Source organism: Nonomuraea jiangxiensis, from assembly GCF_900099965.1.
GTDB lineage: Bacteria > Actinomycetota > Actinomycetes > Streptosporangiales > Streptosporangiaceae > Nonomuraea > Nonomuraea jiangxiensis.
This window is the reverse complement of the sequence record NZ_FNDJ01000024.1, coordinates 1-18,924: the sequence shown is the minus strand read 5'-3', so window position 1 is coordinate 18,924 and position 18,924 is coordinate 1. Positions and strand designations below refer to the sequence as shown.

The 18,924-nt window shown below is 70.5% G+C and carries 17 protein-coding genes; 6 read left to right on the top strand and 11 right to left on the bottom strand.

Features of this window, described 5'->3' with window-relative positions; genetic code table 11:
• Window positions 1-53: 53 nt before the first annotated feature.
• Window positions 54-1,103, bottom strand: a complete 1,050-nt coding sequence (locus tag BLS95_RS39455) for an alpha/beta fold hydrolase (protein ID WP_090943994.1) — start codon at window positions 1,101-1,103, stop codon at window positions 54-56.
• A 494-nt stretch (window positions 1,104-1,597) separates the two neighbouring features.
• Between BLS95_RS39455 and BLS95_RS58435 the strand changes: the two genes are divergently transcribed.
• From BLS95_RS58435 to BLS95_RS39435, 4 genes are all read left to right on the top strand, one after another.
• Entirely contained in the window at window positions 1,598-3,559 is a 1,962-nt protein-coding gene (locus tag BLS95_RS58435) for an endo-1,4-beta-xylanase (protein ID WP_090943991.1), read from the top strand.
• A gap of 88 nt (window positions 3,560-3,647) precedes the next feature.
• The gene (locus tag BLS95_RS39445) at window positions 3,648-4,727 is read left to right on the top strand and encodes an NAD(P)H-dependent amine dehydrogenase family protein (protein WP_090943988.1); all 1,080 of its coding nucleotides are present in this window, start codon (window positions 3,648-3,650) and stop codon (window positions 4,725-4,727) included.
• A complete protein-coding gene (locus tag BLS95_RS39440) occupies window positions 4,724-5,221 on the top strand; it encodes a carboxymuconolactone decarboxylase family protein (RefSeq protein WP_090943985.1) in 498 nt (165 codons plus the stop codon). The genes BLS95_RS39445 and BLS95_RS39440 overlap by 4 nt, the downstream gene beginning before the upstream one ends.
• A gap of 35 nt (window positions 5,222-5,256) precedes the next feature.
• Entirely contained in the window at window positions 5,257-6,879 is a 1,623-nt protein-coding gene (locus BLS95_RS39435; protein WP_090943979.1) for a GMC oxidoreductase, read from the top strand.
• Window positions 6,880-6,886: 7 nt separating this feature from the next.
• Here the strand turns inward: BLS95_RS39435 and BLS95_RS39430 are convergent, their stop codons facing one another.
• Window positions 6,887-8,017 (bottom strand): hypothetical protein, encoded by a 1,131-nt coding sequence (locus BLS95_RS39430; protein ID WP_090943976.1) that lies wholly within the window; start codon window positions 8,015-8,017, stop codon window positions 6,887-6,889.
• 204 nt (window positions 8,018-8,221) lie between these two features.
• On the opposite strand from BLS95_RS39430, the gene BLS95_RS54755 reads away from it, so the two are divergent.
• The gene (locus tag BLS95_RS54755; protein ID WP_143044051.1) at window positions 8,222-8,632 is read left to right on the top strand and encodes a hypothetical protein; all 411 of its coding nucleotides are present in this window, start codon (window positions 8,222-8,224) and stop codon (window positions 8,630-8,632) included.
• An 87-nt stretch (window positions 8,633-8,719) separates the two neighbouring features.
• Here the strand turns inward: BLS95_RS54755 and BLS95_RS39420 are convergent, their stop codons facing one another.
• The 8 genes from BLS95_RS39420 to BLS95_RS39385 all read right to left on the bottom strand — a co-directional run bounded on the left by BLS95_RS39420 (window position 8,720) and on the right by BLS95_RS39385 (window position 16,843).
• Window positions 8,720-9,262: a GNAT family N-acetyltransferase gene (locus BLS95_RS39420; RefSeq protein WP_090943970.1), complete on the bottom strand. Its 543-nt coding sequence runs from the start codon at window positions 9,260-9,262 to the stop codon at window positions 8,720-8,722.
• Window positions 9,263-9,344: 82 nt separating this feature from the next.
• The gene (locus BLS95_RS39415; RefSeq protein ID WP_090943967.1) at window positions 9,345-10,814 is read right to left on the bottom strand and encodes a hydrogenase large subunit; all 1,470 of its coding nucleotides are present in this window, start codon (window positions 10,812-10,814) and stop codon (window positions 9,345-9,347) included.
• A complete protein-coding gene (locus BLS95_RS39410) occupies window positions 10,811-12,259 on the bottom strand; it encodes a proton-conducting transporter transmembrane domain-containing protein (RefSeq protein WP_090943964.1) in 1,449 nt (482 codons plus the stop codon). The genes BLS95_RS39415 and BLS95_RS39410 overlap by 4 nt, the downstream gene beginning before the upstream one ends.
• Entirely contained in the window at window positions 12,259-12,918 is a 660-nt protein-coding gene (locus BLS95_RS39405) for a hypothetical protein (RefSeq protein ID WP_090944322.1), read from the bottom strand. Before BLS95_RS39405 ends, BLS95_RS39410 begins: the two co-directional genes overlap by 1 nt.
• A 14-nt stretch (window positions 12,919-12,932) precedes the next feature.
• Window positions 12,933-13,877 carry a respiratory chain complex I subunit 1 family protein gene (locus tag BLS95_RS39400; RefSeq protein WP_176993622.1) on the bottom strand — a complete coding sequence of 315 codons (945 nt, stop codon included), beginning with the start codon at window positions 13,875-13,877 and terminating at the stop codon, window positions 12,933-12,935.
• A complete protein-coding gene (locus BLS95_RS39395) occupies window positions 13,874-15,919 on the bottom strand; it encodes a proton-conducting transporter transmembrane domain-containing protein (protein WP_090943961.1) in 2,046 nt (681 codons plus the stop codon). Before BLS95_RS39395 ends, BLS95_RS39400 begins: the two co-directional genes overlap by 4 nt.
• Window positions 15,916-16,401 (bottom strand): NADH-quinone oxidoreductase subunit B family protein, encoded by a 486-nt coding sequence (locus tag BLS95_RS39390; protein ID WP_090943958.1) that lies wholly within the window; start codon window positions 16,399-16,401, stop codon window positions 15,916-15,918. The genes BLS95_RS39395 and BLS95_RS39390 overlap by 4 nt, the downstream gene beginning before the upstream one ends.
• Before the next feature lie 238 nt (window positions 16,402-16,639).
• Window positions 16,640-16,843, bottom strand: a complete 204-nt coding sequence (locus BLS95_RS39385) for a hypothetical protein (protein ID WP_143044050.1) — start codon at window positions 16,841-16,843, stop codon at window positions 16,640-16,642.
• A 240-nt stretch (window positions 16,844-17,083) separates the two neighbouring features.
• On the opposite strand from BLS95_RS39385, the gene BLS95_RS39380 reads away from it, so the two are divergent.
• Entirely contained in the window at window positions 17,084-17,431 is a 348-nt protein-coding gene (locus BLS95_RS39380; protein WP_090943952.1) for an ArsR/SmtB family transcription factor, read from the top strand.
• Between the two features lie 239 nt (window positions 17,432-17,670).
• Here the strand turns inward: BLS95_RS39380 and BLS95_RS39375 are convergent.
• Window positions 17,671-18,924: metallophosphoesterase family protein (locus tag BLS95_RS39375; protein WP_143044049.1), on the bottom strand; the 1,254-nt coding region annotated here is incomplete at its 5' end.

Genomic DNA, 18,924 nt, shown 5'->3' with positions numbered 1-18,924 from the left:
GAGGACGTGTTGAGCCCAAGGGGCCGCGGAGGAGCCGTGTGATTCTCCGGTCCCTACTTGAGCCAGCGTACGAGCTCACCGACCAGCCGGTCCCGGCCGCGTTCTGCCCGGTCGAGGTGTACGAAGTGCGTCGCCTTGTCCAGCCGCACCGACCGTACGTCCCTGGCCTTGTCGAGGTCCGCGACGAGCGTGGGCACGTCGTCCTCGCGCGACCAGAAGTCGTACTCGCTCCGCATGACCAGGGTGCGGGCGGTGACCTTGGAGGCGTCCCACAGCTGCCGCCCGGTAGCCAGGTAGAAGCTGTCCTTCAGAGCCCCGGTCGGCGCCCGGAAGCTGGGCGGCTCGCGATCGCCGGACGTCGGATCGCTCGCCAGCGCGTGTTTGACATAGGCGTCGGCCACTCGCGGATCACGCCATTTCGACTTGTCGCCGACCGGAATGCTCGAGTCCCAGCTCGTCACCAGGCTCGGGCCGGTCGACAGCCGGTAGGCGCCGTATCGCGCGTCGTCGAAATGGCCTGGCCGATCCGGATCCTCGTAATCCGAGCCGCGCCCGAGCGTCGGATGGCCGTCCAGTTCGCCGTACAGGCTGTTGTACACCACCAGGTTCTCGACGCGGGCCGGGTGCTCGCTCGCGTACCAGGCGGCCCAGTGCCCGCCGGTCGCCCAGCCGACGAGGTCGACCTGCTGGTGGCGGGTCGTCGACCGCAGCCAGTCGACGACCGACGCGATGTCGTCCACCACCTCTTCCCCGGTGACCGCCGGTGGGTTGTCCAAGGCGGGCTGGTCGAACGCGGCAGGCCGGTCGGACGTGCCGTAACCGCGTGCGTCCACGATGAACACCCGATGCCCGTCACGTGCCAGGTCCGCCGCCAGCGATCCGCCCTGCACCGGCAGGTCGAACGACGGTATGCCGGGCACCCGCGCCCCGTGCAACAGCAACACCGGACGGCCTCGCGCTGGACCCTCGGGCCGGACCTCGCGTACGCCAAGGAGACCGGCCTGACCACGAACCTTCCAGTCCTTGCGCACCACCTTCTCCGCCGCTGCCGGCGCGGGCAGGGCCGTAGCGGCCATGACAAGCAAGAGAATCATCTTCAGCATGCCGCCAGGATGCCGCCGGAGCGACCACCCGCTTGGATTGTGTCCAGATCAAGGGCCGATTCATTTCGTGCCGATATGAAACGACGGCCCCCCGAGGCATACGTTGAGCGCTTCGATCCGGCCCCTGCGGAGCCGGCGGACCTCAGGGCTCCCGCAGCGCGACGCCAGGACCGGCTCGTTGCGCTTCCAGCTTTCACCGTCCGTCGCCCTCGGCAAGGATCATCCGAAAGTTTCAGGAAGTGTTCATACTGCAAGAGAGCATGTGAAGCAGGTAAGCAGGTCGAAGCAAGCCGAAACTTTTCTGACCGTTCTTGACATATTTCGGAGACGTTTCCACACTGAGTCATCGAGGTGGCCTGCCTGCCGGGTCGGTGGACACGGCGGGGTTCGCCGCCTCCGACACCCTGGTGGTCTGCGTCCCATGAGGGGTGCGGCGTCGCCGGCGGGGTGTGTCTCCGCGGTCGTTCTCGTGAGTCAGTAATGGAGGCTCAGGCATGCGCACAAACGCCCTACCCCCGCCCAGAACCCGACGATCCTTCGGCGGCTTCCGCCGAGCCGTGGCCGTCGGCGTTCTCGCCTTAGCCGGTACGATCGCCCCGCTGGCGTTGTCGGTTCCCGCCGATGCCGCGGAGACCACGCTCGGCGCGGCGGCCATGCAGAGCAACCGGTACTTCGGCGCCGCCATCGCCGCGGGCAAGCTCAACGAGTCGGCGTACACGACGATCGCCAACCGCGAGTTCAACATGGTCACGCCCGAGAACGAGATGAAGATCGACGCCACCGAGCCGAACCGGGGGCAGTTCACCTTCACCAACGCCGACCGCATCTACAACTGGGCCGTGCAGAACGGCAAGCGGGTACGCGGGCACACCCTGGCCTGGCACTCCCAGCAGCCCGGCTGGATGCAGTCCCTGTCCGGCAGCACGCTGCGCCAGGCGATGATCGACCACATCAACGGCGTGATGGCCCACTACCGGGGCAACATCTACGCCTGGGACGTGGTCAACGAGGCGTTCGCCGACGGCAACTCCGGCGGCCGGCGCGACTCCAACCTGCAGCGCACCGGCAACGACTGGATCGAGGTGGCCTTCCGCACCGCCCGCGCCGCCGATCCGGCCGCCAAGCTGTGCTACAACGACTACAACATCGAGAACTGGACATGGGCCAAGACCCAGGGCGTCTACAACATGGTCCGCGACTTCAAGTCACGCGGCGTGCCGATCGACTGCGTCGGGCTGCAGGCCCACTTCAACAGCGGCAGTCCGTACAACAGCAACTTCCGTACCACCCTGTCGAGCTTCGCCGCCCTCGGGGTCGACGTGCAGATCACCGAGCTGGACATCCAGGGCGCCTCGGCCACCACCTACGCCAACGTGACCAACGACTGCCTGGCCGTGCCCCGCTGTACCGGCATCACGGTGTGGGGCGTCCGCGACAGCGACTCCTGGCGCTCCGGCGACACTCCACTCCTGTTCGACGGCAGCGGCAACAAGAAGCCTGCCTACACCTCGGTCCTCAACGCCCTCAACAGCGTGAACCCGAACCCCGACACCACCCCGCCGAGCACGCCGGGCACCCCGGCCGCGTCCAACGTGACGTCCTCCGGTGCGACCCTGACCTGGGCCGCGTCCACCGACACCGGCGGCTCGGGCCTGGCCGGTTACAACGTCTACCGCGAGCAGGGCACCACCGACCCGCAACTGGGTCAGTCGGCCACCAACTCGATCACGCTGACCGGTTTGACGGCCGGCACCCAGTATCAGGTGTACGTGCGGGCGCGTGACGGCGCGGGCAACCTGTCCGGCAACTCCCAGTTGGTCACCTTCACCACCCAGACGGGCGGCGGCACCGACACCACGCCCCCGAGCACGCCGGGCACCCCGGCCGCCTCCAACGTGACCGCGTCCGGCGCGACGTTGACGTGGACCGCGTCCACGGACACGGGCGGCAGCGGCTTGGCCGGTTACGACGTGTACCGCGAGCAGGGTGCGACCGACCCGCTGCTCGGTCAGTCGGCCACCAACTCGATCACGCTGACCGGTTTGACGGCCGGCACCCAGTATCAGGTGTACGTGCGGGCGCGTGACGGCGCGGGCAACCTGTCCGGCAACTCCCAGCCGGCGACCTTCACCACCACCGGCGGCGGCACCGGCGGCTCCTGCACCGTGACCCCGACCACGCAGACTCAGTGGCCGAGCGGGTACGTCATCGACCCGGTCCGGGTGACGGCGGGCACCTCGGCGATCAGCGGCTGGACGGTGACCTTCACCCTGCCGGCCGGGCACACCGTCACCGGCTCCTGGAACACCCAGCTGACCGTGAGCGGGCAGACCGTGACGGCCAGGAACGCGGCCCACAACGGCAACCTCGGCCCGGGCGCCAGTACCGCCTTCGGCTTCCAGGTCAGCCGTCCCAACGGCAACACCTCGCTGCCGAGCGGATACACCTGCGCCTGACAACCATCCCTCCCCTGGTCCACCGGCATGGGTGGACCAGGGGAGTCGCGGTCTAGGCAATCAACCAAGCGCTTGCTACGCTCCGGTCATGGTGTCCACCCTCGTCTGGGGTACCGGCAACGTCGGCCGCGCGGCCATCCGCGCCGTGGCCGCCCACCCGGCGCTGACGCTCACGAACGTGCTGGTCCACGACCCCGCCAAGGCCGGCCGGGACGCGGGCGAGCTCGCCGGGCTCGCCCACGAGCTCGGCGTCGCCGCGACCGGCGACGTCGACGCGGCACTGGCCGCCAAACCCCGCGCCGTCGTATACGCGGCCCCCGGCGACCTCCGCCCCGACGAGGCGCTCGCCGACGTCGTCCGGGCCGTCCGGACCGGAGCCGTGGTCGTCACCCCCTCCCTGTACGCCCTCTACGACCAGCGCAACGCCCCACCCGAGATACGCCGGCCGGTGCTGGCCGCCATCGCCGAGGGCGGCGGCTCCCTGTTCGTCTCCGGCATCGATCCCGGCTGGGGCAACGACGTCCTGCCGCTGCTGATCAGCGGCCTCGGCAGCACCGTGGACACCATCCGGTGCCAGGAGATCTTCGACTACTCCACCTACGACCAGCCCGACTCGGTCCGCTACCTGGTCGGCATGGGCCAGCCGATGGGCTACGAGCCGCCGATGCTCGCGCCGACCGTCCCCAGCATGGTCTGGGGCGGCCAGGTACGCCTGATCGCCCACGCCCTCGGCGCCGAACTCGACGAGATCACCGAGGCCCTGGAGCGGCGCCCCCTCGACGCCACCGTGAGCACTGCCTGCATGGGCGAGTTCCAGGCGGGCACCCAGGGCGCGGTGCGGTTCGAGGTGCAGGGCGTCGTCGGGGGAGAGCCCCGCATCGTGGTCGAGCACATCACCCGCATCCACTCCTCCTGCGCCCCCGACTGGCCGACCCCGCCCAACGGCCAGGGCGCCCATCGGGTGATCATCGAGGGCCGCCCGCGAATCGAGGTCACCGTCGAGGCCACCGACGAGGACGGCAACGGCTCGGCCGGCGGCAACGCCACCGCCGCGGGCCGTCTGGTGAGTGCCATCGACTGGCTGGTGGCCGCCGAACCCGGCCTGTACGACGCCCTCGACGTCCCGCTGCGCCCCGCGATCGGCAAGCTCGGGAGGAGACGCCCGTGAACATCGACATCCCCGAGGGCAAGGACGCGATCGAGTACGTGTGGGGCGAGATGGTCCCCGGCATCGGCATCGCCGCCTCGAAGTTCTCCCTGGCCGTGTACGCCCATTCCACCCTGGGCCTGCGCGAGTTCGAGGCGGCCCGGCTGCGGATCGCGCAGATCAACGGGTGCGCCTTCTGCCTCGACTGGCGTACCGAACGCGGCGGCGAGCGGGTCGAGGAGGACTTCGCCGACGCGGTGGCCGAGTGGCGTACCACCGGCGCCTTCGACGAGCGCACGCGGCTGGCCGCCGAGTACGCCGAGCGTTACGCCCTCGACCCCCACGGCCTGGACGAGGAGTTCTGGGCCCGGATGACCGCTCACTACAGCCAGTTGGAGATCGTGGAGCTGACCATGAGCCTCGGCTCCTGGCTGGCGTTCGGCCGTCTCAACCACGTACTGGGCCTTGACACCGTGTGCCGGCTGCCCAGCGGCCGGTCACCTGTGCGCGAATAGCAATTTAGCGGCTCGTCGCAAGTCAGGAGTCTCGCATGCGTGACAGCACCTCCGATACGGCGGGCGGCCTGTCCCGTCGTGGTTTCCTCGCCGGCGCGGCCGGCCTGGCCCTCGTGGGCACGGCCGCGCGCCCGGCCCTCGCCGGCTCGCCGGCCGCCCCCATCCCCGACGGCACACACGTGCCCGCCCTGGTGGTCGGCACTGGGTACGGCGGCGCCGTCGCCGCCCTGCGCCTGGCCCAGGCGGGCGTGGACGTGCACATGGTGGAGATGGGCATGGCCTGGGACACCCCGGGCCCCGACGGCAAGATCTTCTGCACCACGACGCAGCCCGACCACCGCTCGACCTGGCTGCGTACCAGGACCAAGCAGCCCCTCAGCAACTTCCTCGGCTTCCCCATCGACCGCGACATCCCCCGGTACACCGGCATCCTGGACGCCGAGGACTTCGCCGGCATCACGGTCTACCAGGGCCGTGGCGTCGGCGGCGGCTCCCTCGTCAACGGCGGCATCGCGGTCACCCCCAAGCGCGAGAACTTCGCCACCGTCCTGCCGTCGGTCAATCCCGACGAGATGTACGCCACCTACTACCCGCGCGCCAACGCCACCCTCGGCAGCGGCCTCATCGACCCCGCCTGGTTCGAGACCACCGCCTGCTACCAGTACGGCCGCGTCGGACGCAAACACGCCCAGCGCTCGAACTTCCCGTTCGTGTTCGTGCCCGACGTGTACGACTGGGACTACATGGAGGCGGAGGCCGCCGGCACCGTGCCCAGGTCGGCGCTGGCCGGCGAGCTCCTCTACGGCAACAACCACGGAAAGAAGTCCCTGCCGAAGACCTATCTCGCCCAGGCCCGCGCCACCGGCCGAGTCGCCGTCTCCGCGCTGCACCGGGTCACCTCGGTCGCCCCGGCGGGCAGCGGCGGCTACGCGGTCGTCATCGAGCAGCTCGCCACCGACGGCGCGGTCACCGCCACCAAGACCGTGACCGCGGACCGGGTGTTCTTCGCCGCCGGCAGCGTCGGCACCAGCAAGCTGCTGGTCAGGCTGAAGGCCACCGGCGTGCTGCCCGCGCTGAACGACGAGGTCGGCCAAGGCTGGGGCGACAACGGCAACGTCATGTGCGGCCGCGCCAACCACCTGTGGGATCCGACGGGCTCACTCCAGTCGACCGTGCCCTGCTGCGGCATCGACAACTGGTCCGCGGGCGGCGCGTTCGCCGAGGTCGCGCCGCTGCCCACCGGCATCGAGACCTGGGCCTCGTTCTACCTGTCCATCACCAGGAACCCGAACCGCGCCCGCTTCACCTGGAATGCCGCCACCGGCAAGGTGGACCTGAACTGGCAGACCGCCTGGAAGCAGCCCTCCATCACCATGGCCAAGACCATCTTCGACAAGATCAACGCCAAGGAGGGCACGATCTACCGGACCGACCTCTTCGGCGTGTACAAGATCTGGGGCGACCACCTGACGTACCACCCGCTGGGCGGCGTGGTCCTGAACCGAGCGACCGACAACTACGGCCGCCTGCCCGGCTACCCCGGCCTGTACGTCATCGACGGCGCCCTCATCCCCGGCAACACGACCGTCAACCCCTTCGTCACCATCACGGCCCTGGCCGAACGCAACATCGACCACATCATCGCCACCGACCTGTGACACCGCCTCACCCGCAGCCGCGATCACCTGGCTTGGCCGCCTTCCCACCCGCCACCGGACCCTGCGCCGCCGCGTAGCCGCCCACGACCAAGCGGTCCTCGTAGACCTGCTCAGTGGTCGACAACTTGGTGAGCAGGCGGGAGGCGCCGGTGGAGACGTTCACGGCGTAGACGTAGGAGCCGACGACCGCGTCGGGTGCCTTGCCCGGGCGCTCCCGGCCCGCCGCCGCGACGACCTCCTCGCGACCGAGCCAGTCGATCACGTCGGCCCGGTAGACGTCGGCGGGCAGCTTTGGCTTGACCGTGGTCATCTTGCCTGTCCGCGTGGAGAAGACGGCCAACCACACGGGGGTCATGTCCGGGCCGCAGGCGGGCGGGTCCTTGGGCACGAGGTTGGCGGCGCGCCCGTCGCGAGCAGCGAAAGCGCCCCAGATGAGGTGCTTGCCGGCCTTCGCCGGGATCTTGACAGTGGTGACACGGTCGCCGTCGGTGGTACGGAACGTCCCGCGATCCTCAAGCTCGGGCGACTTGAGCAGCGTGAGGCGCCCCGACGCCGGGTCGGCGTCCAGCAGCGTCCAGCCCTTGGGCATGCGCCGTGCCGTCTCGGCTTCCACCTGGGCGAATGTGACGGTGGGCACGTCGGAGGAGTCGGTCGAGGTGATCGCCAGCCCGCTTCCGTCACGTACGAACCTCATCGTGAACGGCGAGCCCACAGAGCCGCGCGGCACCTTGTAGGGAATCGTCCAGGTCTCTCCGGAGGACAGATCCCGGACCACGACGTGGTCATCATCGGCCTGGTGGTAGGCGACGCGCGTGCCGTCCGGGCTGATCGCGAGAGCGCCCGGCTCGCCAACCAGATCGGGATCCTTGTACTTCTCCCAGGCCAACGCCTCGGGAACGGAGAAGATGCTCCCGTCAGCGGTTACCAGCCGCCAGGAATCGCATGGTCCCGAAGGGATCAGGTCGCGGTCCTTGGCGTTGGCGCACAGATAGGCGAAGGTGGCGGGACCCACCCCCCAACTCGGCAATGCGGGCGGCCGCTCGGCCGCGGACGCCCCCGCGGCCGAGGCCGGCACAGTGCAGCCGACCGCTGCCAGGGTGAGCACCGCAGCGGTCCGCAGGTGTGTGGTCAGGCTCATGTCTCCCCGTTTCGACGTGGTGGTCGCTCCCTGTTGGAGACCTCCTCAGCGCGGAAAGTTCACGCCTGACAGCCCACCGGCCGAACCTGTCCCAAATCGCAACCTTGGCTCCCCGCGCCGCCGCTCAAGTGGCACGGGCCATGGAACGCGATGGAACGCCCTTCTCTCTGTAGTCGCACCACCGAATCTCAACAGGGGAGAGCGATGACTCGTTCAAGGAAATGGCACACCCGCCTCGTTTCCGCAGTAGCCGTATCGATTCTCGGGTTGGCGATGTTCTCGCCCGCACCCGCAAGCGCGGCGGCCAGCTGTGTTCTGTCCATCACGGAGTTAGGCGGCGGTTTCACCGCAAGGGTGACGGTCGGCTGCACCGAGGGCGTCGTCACCGCCTTCGACCTGTACGGTGAGGACGGGTGGCCCAACCCGGATGACTTCCTCATCAAGGTCTGGGGTGGATCGAGTGAGATTCTCGGCGACCATCTCAACGAGGATGTCGGGGCACGAGATGAGATCTACGCCAAGGCCTTCTATACGACATCATCGGGCGTCAATAAGACCCTGAAAACCAACAGGGTAGACGGCTATTTCGGATGCGTCGTGGACCCGCTCTGCTAGACGCCTCCCATAGCGACAAACGAAGGCCCCAACCGTAAAGTTGGGGCCTTCGTGTTGCGGGCCCGCCCTCGGTCGTCGGGCGGCGGCCTAGCCCTTCGAGTCCGGCTTCCACTCGTGGACGAGGAGCCCGAGCAGCACCTCGTCCAGGAACTCGCCCATCACCCAGGCCGACGAGCGCAGCACGCCCTCGCGGACGAACCCGTTGCGCTCGGCGGCGCGCAACATCGCGGCGTTGTCCGACAGCGTCTCGATCTGCAGCCGTTGCAGGCCGCGCACGACGAAACCGTAGTGGCACAGCACCGCGACCACGTCGGTGCCGTACCCCTTGCCGCGGCAGGACGGCAGCAGCCCCAGCCCGATGTGCGCGGACCGGTGGTGGCTGTCGATACCCCACAGGTTCGCGGTGCCGACCAGCGTGCCGCCGTCCAGCTCCACCACGGAGAACGGGACGCGCCCCTGCTCGGTGTCGTCCACCACGAGCCGCGGGTCCTTCGAGCCGGGCGTGATCGGCCGCCACGGCCGGCTCTCAGCCCGCGAGCCGTTGACCACGTCGTCGTAGAGCTCGGCCCGCAGGATCGGGATGTCCTCCTCGTGCCGGGCCCTGAGCCCGACCTTGCTACCTCTTAGCACCCAAGCTTCCTATCCGATCGGTCTGCCTGACAGCAAACCGGCAAGAACCCCCATCCGCCGGCGACGCCTGCACGCTTCACCTTCACAGGTCGTTGCCGGCGTAGGAGAGGTTGAAGCTTTTGTTGACCAGGGGGAAGTCGGGGACGATCGCGCTGTTGAGCGCCACCGGAAGCGCGGGCCAGTTGAAGAAGGACGGGTCGACGACTTTCACGCGGATGAGAGTGCCGTCGGGGGCGAGCTCGATGCGGTGGGCGATGGTGCCGCGCCAGCCCTCGACGAGTCCCACGCCTGAGGAAGATCCCTCGGGCGGAGGGGGATCCGCCGCGGCCGTGGGCTCGTCGATCAGCTGCGTGATCAGGGCGATGGAGGCGGCGATCTCCTCGGCCCGGATCTGGAAGCGGGCCAGCACGTCCCCGCTGGTGCGGCGAGCCGGGGTGAAGTCGCCGAGGTCGGTGAAGGGGTGGTCGCGACGGGCGTCGAGGTCCAGGCCACTGGCGCGGGCCACGTAGCCGAGGGTGCCGAGGTCGCGGGCGGCCTCCCCCGACAGGACGGCCGTGCCCGTGAAGCGGTCGGCGACCACGCTGTGGCGCAGGGCGAGTTCGGCGATCTCGGCCACGTCGGCGCCGATGGCGTGCAGGCGATCGGGATCGGGCAGGGCTTTGAGGTGGGCGCCGCCGAGGCGGACGCCGCCGCGCAGCAGCCGGTGTCCGGTGACTTCGGCGTTGAGGCGCAGGAGTTGTTCGCGGATGCGCCCGGTGTGGGCGTGCAGGATGGAGAAGGCCACGTCGTTGCAGAGTGCGCCCAGGTCGGTGACGTGGTTGTAGAGGCGTTCCAGCTCCAGCAGCACGGCACGGGCACGCTGCGCCTGCGCGCTGACCGGGACCTGGGTGGCCTCTTCCACGGCCAGGCAGTAGGCGAGTGCGTGGCCGACCCCGGTGTCGCCGCTGACGCGCTCGGCCAGTTCCAGCCCGTCGGCGGGGTGGCGGCCCTCGAAGAGCTTTTCGATGCCCTTGTGCACGAACCAGAGCCGGGCCTTGAGCTTGATGATGGTCTCGCCGACCACCGAGAAGCGGAAGTGCCCCGGTTCGATGAGGCCGGCGTGGACGGGTCCGACGGGGATTTCGTAGACGCCCTGGCCCTCGACGGTGACGAACGGGTAGGGCCCTTCGGGATCGCCGAAGGAGGGGGGTGGCCCGGCGTCGGTGCGCATCGGGTACCAGCCGCGTGGCCAGTGGTGGTGGCGTACCAGTCGCCGGGGGAGCGGGTGGTCGAGCGGGGTGATGCCGTACAGGTCGCGGATCTCCCGCTCGAACCGGCCTGCGGGAAAGGACAGGCCGGCCAGGCTGGGCACGGCCGGCTGCTCGGAGGGCACGCGCAGGCGCAGCTCGGTACGGCGATCCGGGCGGCCGGCGACGAACAGGTAGGCCAGGGCGAATCCGCCGGTGTCCTGGCGTGCGGAGATCAGCGCCAGCCGGTGGCCGTCGGCCAGCAGCCGGGCAGCGTGTTCCGGCAGCTCGGCGGGGCTGATGTCGGCGATGGTGCGGATGCTCATGGTGTTGCTCCGGCGATGGTGGCGGCGGCTTGTAGCAAGGAGTGCAGCGGCCCGAGGGTGATGCCGAGGACGGCGCAGGCGGCCAGACCCGCGACCAGCGGGACGGCCACACTGCGCGGCAGCGCGATGGCCTCGCCCGGCTCGCCGCCCAGGAGCATCCGCCGGCTGTGGCGTCCGATGGCGGCGACGATGATGAGCATCAGCACCAGGGCCGCCGTGATCGCCCAGCCCAGCCCGGCGGCGAAACCTGCCCGCGCGATACCCACCTCGCTGGCGAACAGGCTGAACGGCGGGAGCCCGAGCAGGGCCAGCAGCCCCAGCGCGAACGCCCCCGCCAGCAGGGGCGCTCTGGCCATGAGGCCGCTGGCCGCGCGGATGCGGCTGCTGCCGAGCGCCTGGTGCAGTTGTCCTGCCGACAGGAACAGCACCGACTTGCCGAGCCCGTGCCCGAGGATGTGCAGCAGGACGGCGACCAGGGCGAGGGTGTTGCCGATCGCCGCACCGAGGGCGAGCAGCCCCATGTGCTCGATGCTGGAGTAGGCCAGCAGCCGCTTGTAGTCGCGCTGCGCGAGCAGCAGCAGCGCGGCCACGGCCAGGGAGGCCAGCGCCACGATGATGAGCAGCGTGCGGGTGAAGGCGGTGCCGAGCGCCACGTCGGCGATGACTTTGACGCGCAAGATGGCGTAGAACGCCACCGACAGCAGCACCCCTGACATCAGCGCCGACACCGGGGCCGGGGCCTGGCTGTGCGCGTCGGGTAGCCAGGCGTGCATCGGCGCCAGCCCGGCCTTGGTGCCGAACCCGAGCACGAGCAGCATGACCGCGATGCGCATCACGCCGGCGTCGAGTCGGCCGGCGTGCTCGGCCAGCGCCGCCCAGTTCAGTGAGGCCACACCGGCGTGAGTGCCGGCGTAGTGGACCATGACGATGCCCAGGAGCGCGAGCGCGATGCCGACCGAGCAGATGACCACGTATTTCCACGCGGCTTCGGTGGCCTGGCGGGTGCGCCGGTGCCCGACCAGGAAGGCGGTCAGGATGGTGGTCGCCTCGATGGCGACCCACAGCAGGCCCAGACTGGAGGCCAGGACGGCCAGCGCCATCGCGGCGATGAAGGACTGGGTCAGTACGCCGTAGCGGCGCATCGCACGCGCTCCGGTGTGCCCGGCGGCGAGTTCGGCCGCCAAGTAGGCGGGGCTGGCCAGCATGGCGAGCAGCGCGACGGCGCCGATCACGATCAGCATGAAGGCGCTCAGCGCGTCGCTGTGCAGCAGCCCCGCCAGCGCTTCCCGCCGGCCGGCGGTGGCCAGCGCGACGGCGCAGGTCAGCAGCCCGGCCGCGGCCAGCACGCCCAGCCAGGCGGTGATCCGGTTCCAGCCGAGTACGGCGTAGAGGCCCGCGGCGGCCGCGGGCACCGCGACCGGAGCGACCACCAGCAAGCTGTCCATCAGTCGTGCAACTCCCGCAGCTCATCGAGATCGGTGCCACCGAAGGCGGCCCGCATCCGGGTGGTCAGCACCTGCAGCACCAGCACGGCGAGCAGGAGGTCCAGGGAGATCCCGAGCTCGACGACGAGCGGGACACCGCTGGTGGTCAGGAACGCGGTCGCCGTGATGGCGTTGTCCATCAGCAGGAACCCCACCAGCTGCGACAGCGCCCGTCTGCGGGTCACCAGGACGAAGAACCCGATCAGCAGCACGGTCAGCGCGACCGGCACGGCCTGCGTCGCCGGTGTGGGCGACAGCCGTACCAGCGGCTGGGACAGCGCGTAGGCCAGCATCGCCAGCACCGCCGCCACCACCAGCGAGGTCGCCACGTTGACCAACGGCTGGGTTTCGCGGCCCTCGCCGCCGGCCACCAGCGCGCGGCGCATCAGATACGGCAGCAACCCGGCACGCAACGCCCCCACCCCGGCACCGACGAGGATCAGTTCGAGGTCCGCCTGCCAGCTGCCCAGGACGACGATCAGCGCGGTCAGGGCCACCCCTTGCAGGGCGAACAGCCACACGATCGCCGACAGCTCGCGCCGCCACAGCACCAGGACCCCGGTGAGCAGGAACGCGCCGCAGGCCAGGTCCAGCAGTTGGACGTACATCGCATCAGTCATGTTCACGCCCATGTTCAGGCCAGGAAGAAGGACGCGGCCACGGCCAGCAGCGCCAACAGGAACGACCCGGCCAGCAGTTCCGGGACGCGGAACAACCGGAGCTTGGCCATGAACACCTCACCGGCCGCCAACAGCGCTCCCATCAGCGTCACCTTCACCACCAGCGCGATCACCGACACCAGCAGGGCGAGTGCGCCCGTGCTCGCGCCGGAGATCCCCAGCGGGAAGAACAGGCTGGCCAGCAGACCCAGCAGCACCGACAGCCGCATCGCCGAGGCCCACTCGATGAGCGCCAGGTCCGGGCCGGCGTACTCCAGCACCATCGCCTCATGGATCATCGTCAGCTCCAGATGCGTGGAGGGATTGTCCACCGGGATCCGGCCGGTCTCGGCGATCGTCACGATCGCCAGCGCGACCGCGGCCAGCACGCTCACCGGTGAGATCACCGACAGCGGATCTTCCACCGTCGCCGTGACGATCGACCCCAGGCTGGTGGAGCCGACTCTGATCGACAGAGCGAAGATCGACACCAAGATGGTCGGCTCCACCAGGGCCAGTACGGTCATCTCCCGGCTGGCGCCCATCCCGCCGAACGCCGTCCCGGTGTCGAGGGCGGCCAGGGCCAGCGCCACCGATCCCAGCGCCAGCAGCGCGGTCACCGCGAACAAGTCGGCCACGCCGTCCAGCGGCGAGGCCGTGGTCACCAGCGGCACCACCGCGGCCACGACCAGCGCCGTGCCGGCCAGCAGCGGCGGCGCCGCGCGGAACACCCAGCCGGTGCCGTGCGGAGCGATCGCCTCCTTGCGCATCAGCTTGCGCAGGTCCCGCCACGGCTGGGCGATCCCGGCCCCGGCACGTCCTTCCAGCCGAGCCCGGACCTGCCGCATCACCCCCACCAGCAGCGGCGAGCCGACCGCGATGACGATCACCTGGAGCACCGCTCCGACCACGCCGCTCACCACGTCACCACCAAGACGATCAGCGCCGCGGTCAACGCCCAGAACCCGTAGCCGAGATAGCGGTGCACGCTGCCGGTGGCCAGGGCGCGGGCGCCGCGGCCGACGGCCGACACCGCGGCGATCAACGGGTCGTACAGCCGGTGCTCGATCCGGTCCGGCACCCGCGCGTGGAAGCGCACGCGTTCCACCAGGTAGGCCGACTCCTTCATGGGGGTGACGTCCACATCGCTCTCGGGGGCCAGCACGTCGTCGAAGACCCGCTCCAGCGGCTCGGCGAACGACGTCGCGGTGTACTCCATCCGGGCCGAGATCGGCCCGGCGCCGCAATCCCAGAGCCGGGCGGCACGCCGTGCCCGCCGGGTCGCGCTCACCCGTACCAGGCCGAGGACGATCGAGGCGGCGGCCACCAGGGTGACGGCGATCAGCAGCGGCGAGATCATCCCCGCCACCCCCGTCAGCCGCAGCGTCAGCTCCCCGCTCACCACCTCCCGCCCTGGGAACACCACGCCGACCGCCCGGCCGAGTGCGGGGACGACCAGCGTGGGGGCCAGCGCCAAAGCCGCGCAGCCCGCCACCGCCAGCGCCATCGCGCCCAGCATGGCCGGCGGGCTCTCCCGGGCTCGCTCGGCCGGCGCGCTGCGCGGCCGGGCCAGAAACCCCACGCCGAACGCCTTGACGAAGGTGGCGACCGCCAGCCCCGCCGACAGCGCGATCACTGCGACGGCCAGCGGCATCGTCACCGCGCCCGCCACCCCGGAGCCGGGCAGCGCGTGGATCAGGCTCTGCAGCAGCAGCCACTCGCTGACGAAGGCGTTGCCGGGCGGCAGCGCCGAGGCGCACAACGCGCCGACGGCGAAGGCCGCGGTGGTGTAGGGCAGCCGCGTGCGCAGCCCGCCGAGGGCGTCCAGGTCGCGGGTGCCGGTCGCATGCAACACCGAGCCCGCCGCCAGGAAGAGCACCGTCTTGAACGCGGCGTGGTTGACCACGTGCAGCAGCGCCGCGGCCAGCGCCAGCGCCGCCGGCACCGGTAGCCTGGACGCGGCGAAGAAGCCCGCCGCGCCCACCCCGACCAGCACCAGGCCCAGGTTCTCCGTCGTGGAGTAACCCAGCAGCCGCTTCAGATCCGAGGCCACCACCGCCTGCAAGATCCCGAACAGCGCTGAGGCCGCGCCCAGGCCCAGCACCAGCAGCCACCACCAGGCCGGCCCACCGCCCAGCAGGTCCAGTCCGATGCGGATGATGCCGTAGGCGCCCATGTTCACCATCGCGGCGCTCATCAGGGCCGAGACGTGACTGGGGGCCTCCGGGTGCGCCCTCGGCAGCCACACGTGCAGCGGCACGATGCCCGCCTTGGAGGCGAACCCGGCCAGCGTCGCCAGGAACACGACGGTCTTGGCGGCCGGAGACAGCGCGGCGGCGCGCAACTGCTCGAAGCTCTCCCCACCGGCCCCGGCCGCGAACGCGACCAGCCCGATCAGGATCGTCACCAGGCCGAAGTGGGTCATCACCGCGTACCACAGCCCGGCCCGGCCCACCGCCGCCCGCCGCCGGTGCTCGGCCAGCACCAGCAGCAGCGACGAGATCGCCATCAGCTCCCAGGCCAGCAGGAACGTGCTCACACTGGCCGCGGCGGGCACCACCAGCATGGCCGCCACGAACAGCGGCAGCACCAACTGGAAGGCACGCCCGTCCAGGCCGTGGGAGCAGTAGCCGATCCCGTAGATCGCCGCGCATACCGCCACCACCCCGGTGACCGCGATGAACACCCCGCCCAGGGGGTCGATCGCCAGCCGTACCCCGGCCAGCGGCAGCAGCTCCGGCAGCCAGGCCGACCAGCGCTGACCCGCCCCGGCGCTCACCCCGGACGTCATCCCGTCGGCCATCACCGCCGCCACACCCGCCGCCGCGCCCACAGCGCCCGCGCCCGCCGTGCACCAGCCCGCCAGCCGCAACCGCGCCCGTGGCGGAGCCAGCACGGCGGCCACGGCGGCGACCGCGCAGCCGGACAGCGCCACCACGAAAAGCGTGCCGACCAGGTTCATCGGCCGGTCAACCCCCGCAACGCCGCCACGATCACCTCAGGCTCCGGCGGGCACCCCGGCACCTCCACATCCACCGGCACCACGTCGCTCACCGCCCCCGCCACCCCATAGGCGCCGACGAACACCCCGCAGTTGCGCGCGCAGTCGCCCAGCGCGATCACCAGCCGCGGCTCGGCAACCGCGTCATGGGTACGCCGCAGCGCCATCTCCATGTTCCGTGTCACCGGCCCGGTCACCAGCAGCGCGTCGGCATGCCGCGGCGAGGCCACCAGCCGCGCCCCGTACCGCTCGGCGTCATACACCGGCCCGAACGCCGAAGCGATCTCCACCTCACACCCGTTGCACGACCCCGCGTCCACATGCCGGATCTGCACCGAACCGGCCAGCTCCGCCGCCACGCCCGGCCGTGGAGCGTCCGGATCCCGCAGGGGCGCGGGCTCGGCCACCCGGCCCGTTTTCACGATCTTCCGCCACAACCTCATCGCCAGCTCCTTCGCTGCTTGACCCGCACCACACCGGAACCGTCACCCGGCAAAGCACTCACCGCCGGCCGGCCCGGTGGCGAGGCTCACCGCGCCCGCGCCCCGGCCGCGGACCCGGCAGGCACCGGCCCCCCAACCTGATCGGTCAACAGCTCACTGAGCGGTTCGTTCTGTCCGGCCGGCTTCTCGGTCAGCAGTTCGCGCGGCGTCGATCTGGCCGGCAACTCTCGCACCGACATCACGCGCCGGTCCTCCCGTCGGCTCCCTGCCCGAGCGACCCGCCGTCGGACAGGCTCACCCCGTGCACCCGAGCCACCCGCCGGATGTCCTCCCACTCATGCTCAGCCACCAAGGTGGCGTGCACGTCGTCGTTGTCGCGGGCGGCCTGCAGCGCCCGCCAGGCCTGGCCGGCCCGTTCCCGCACCGCAGCAGCAAAAGCCATGCCACCCACCTTTCAATCGGTGTGTTCGCCTCTCCAGCAATTGCGCATCTTCGCAATACGATAACCCAGGTGCGGGACGGTCCCCCGGCAGCCATCAGGATGAGGCGGAAGCGCGTAGTTGCTCGTGCACCGTCCGTGACGAATGTTCCATTGCGGCACAGGCACCCGCATGGCTCCTGCAACCTCACGAGTCCGGCGGGGCCGATACGGGGCGGTTCACGTCGTAAGGTGGGTGATGTGATGTCGGTGCCCTTGTATCAGGCGAAGGCCGAGCTGTTTCGGCTGCTGGGCCATCCGGTGCGGATCCGGGTGCTGGAGCTCCTGCAGGATGGGCCGATGTCGGTGCGGGAGTTGCTGGCCGAGATCGACGCCGAGCCCACTGGCCTGTCGCAGCACCTGGCCGTGCTGCGCCGCTCGGGCATGGTCAGTGCGCAACGGGAAGGCTCGACCGTGGTCTACGCGCTGGCCGGCGGGCGGGTGGCCGCACTGCTGCGCGCGGCCCGCGAACTGCTGACCGAGAAGCTGGCCGGACAGAACGAACTGCTCAGTGAGCTGCTGGCCGACACGGGACGACGCGAGGCCTCCTGATCCGCCGCGCGGTGAACCACACCCCGCTCTCCCTGCCTTGATCCGGCACCCCGCACCGTCAGCGGGTGGGGCGTCACGACCAGCGGGCGCACCACGCGCTCAGCTGGACGAGGGCCACGCCGACTGCCGGAGTGGGCGCAGTTGGCGTCCACCCCGGCGTTTCACGGTGACCTACGGCCCGCTTGGGGACTGACTGGAACTACTCGCAGGGCAAGTTGCTCAGGCTCAGGCGGTGACGGTCACTTGCCATCGCCCACGATCTGGATGGTCTTCGAGGTCGTGATCGGCGTGAGGGAGCTGTCGTCGGTGTAGGGGCGCATCGACTCGTTCGTCACCGTCACGGTCACCGTGCCGCGGTTCAGCGCGGTGAGCGTGCGGGTCCGCGGGTCGAGGATCGCGACCTTGCCCTTGCGGCGGGCGGTGTCGGTGGCGTCCTTACCGCTGCCGATCGCCAGGGTGGATGAGCCGCTCCAGTCGACCGACATCGGGTAGCGCAGCGGCACCACGCGGGTGCCCGTGGACACGCCCTGCGGCTGCACGATGCTGCCGGAGAGCTGCGCCGTCTCGTGCACCTCCAGCGACTCGGGGGCGTCGAGTGTGATGGACTGCGCGAAGGCGCGTACCTCGGCCTCGATCCACTGCTGGTCCGCCTTGCGCCGCGGGTCGACCGACCAGTCCACCCACCCGGTGAAGCCGCCGCGGTCCGGCGTGCCGTAGGGGTCCTTGCCGGAGGACGGCAGCACCATGTACGGGACGCCCTCGACGCGGTGGACGTCGGCGATCTGGGCGTGGGATCCGGCCATCGCGGCGCCCTTGCCCGAGGCGTCGCGGAAGTCCGTGAGCAGGCTCTCGACGAGCGCGACCTCGTCACGGTCGCCGAGCTGGCTGGACTTCGTCTCGGCGGGGTCGTCCACCGGGTGGTGGGCGAAGACCATGACGTTGTCCACCGACTTGTCCTTCTGGGCGTCGGCCAACGCCTGCCGCAGCATGGGGAGCTGGTCCCACGCCGTCTGGCGCAGCGATCCGAGGGAGCTGGCGAGCAGGATGAACCGTGTGCCCTTGTGGTCGAAGGTCCGGTACGGCCGGCCGAACTCGTTGGTGAAGTTCGTCAGGTCGGACTGGGTGTTGTTGAGCCCGTAGGACTCGTGGTTGCCCGGCACGTAGTAGCACGGGAGTTTGCCGGTCTTCGGGTCGGGCGTGCTGTCCTCCGCCGGTTCCTGGCCGACCGGGATGAGGTCGCATCCGGCGTCGGTGAGCACCTGGCGGGCGAGCGCGAGGTCCTGCGGCAGGCCGCGGTCGGTGATGTCGCCGTTGAGGACGAGCAGGTCCGGCCTGGTCTGCCGGATCCGCTTGATGGCGGCTGTGGCGACCTGGGTCAGCGCCGGGTTGTCGGCCGTGAACTGCACGTCCGACAGCGTGGCGAACTGCCACGTGTCACGGCCCTCGGGCAGCACGCCGTCGTCGGAGATCAGCGGGTCCGGCTGCGGGTCGGG

Coding starts and splice junctions, on each gene's coding strand:
- BLS95_RS54755 (WP_143044051.1), top strand. CDS start 8,222: ATGACTCGTTCAAGGAAATGGCACACCCGCCTCGTTTCCGCAGTAGCC.
- BLS95_RS39415 (WP_090943967.1), bottom strand. CDS start 10,814: ATGAGCATCCGCACCATCGCCGACATCAGCCCCGCCGAGCTGCCGGAA.
- BLS95_RS39380 (WP_090943952.1), top strand. CDS start 17,084: ATGTCGGTGCCCTTGTATCAGGCGAAGGCCGAGCTGTTTCGGCTGCTG.
- BLS95_RS39430 (WP_090943976.1), bottom strand. CDS start 8,017: ATGAGCCTGACCACACACCTGCGGACCGCTGCGGTGCTCACCCTGGCA.
- BLS95_RS39455 (WP_090943994.1), bottom strand. CDS start 1,103: ATGCTGAAGATGATTCTCTTGCTTGTCATGGCCGCTACGGCCCTGCCC.
- BLS95_RS39405 (WP_090944322.1), bottom strand. CDS start 12,918: ATGACTGATGCGATGTACGTCCAACTGCTGGACCTGGCCTGCGGCGCG.
- BLS95_RS39445 (WP_090943988.1), top strand. CDS start 3,648: ATGGTGTCCACCCTCGTCTGGGGTACCGGCAACGTCGGCCGCGCGGCC.
- BLS95_RS39410 (WP_090943964.1), bottom strand. CDS start 12,259: ATGGACAGCTTGCTGGTGGTCGCTCCGGTCGCGGTGCCCGCGGCCGCC.
- BLS95_RS39390 (WP_090943958.1), bottom strand. CDS start 16,401: ATGAGGTTGTGGCGGAAGATCGTGAAAACGGGCCGGGTGGCCGAGCCC.
- BLS95_RS39435 (WP_090943979.1), top strand. CDS start 5,257: ATGCGTGACAGCACCTCCGATACGGCGGGCGGCCTGTCCCGTCGTGGT.
- BLS95_RS39395 (WP_090943961.1), bottom strand. CDS start 15,919: ATGAACCTGGTCGGCACGCTTTTCGTGGTGGCGCTGTCCGGCTGCGCG.
- BLS95_RS58435 (WP_090943991.1), top strand. CDS start 1,598: ATGCGCACAAACGCCCTACCCCCGCCCAGAACCCGACGATCCTTCGGC.
- BLS95_RS39385 (WP_143044050.1), bottom strand. CDS start 16,843: ATGGCTTTTGCTGCTGCGGTGCGGGAACGGGCCGGCCAGGCCTGGCGG.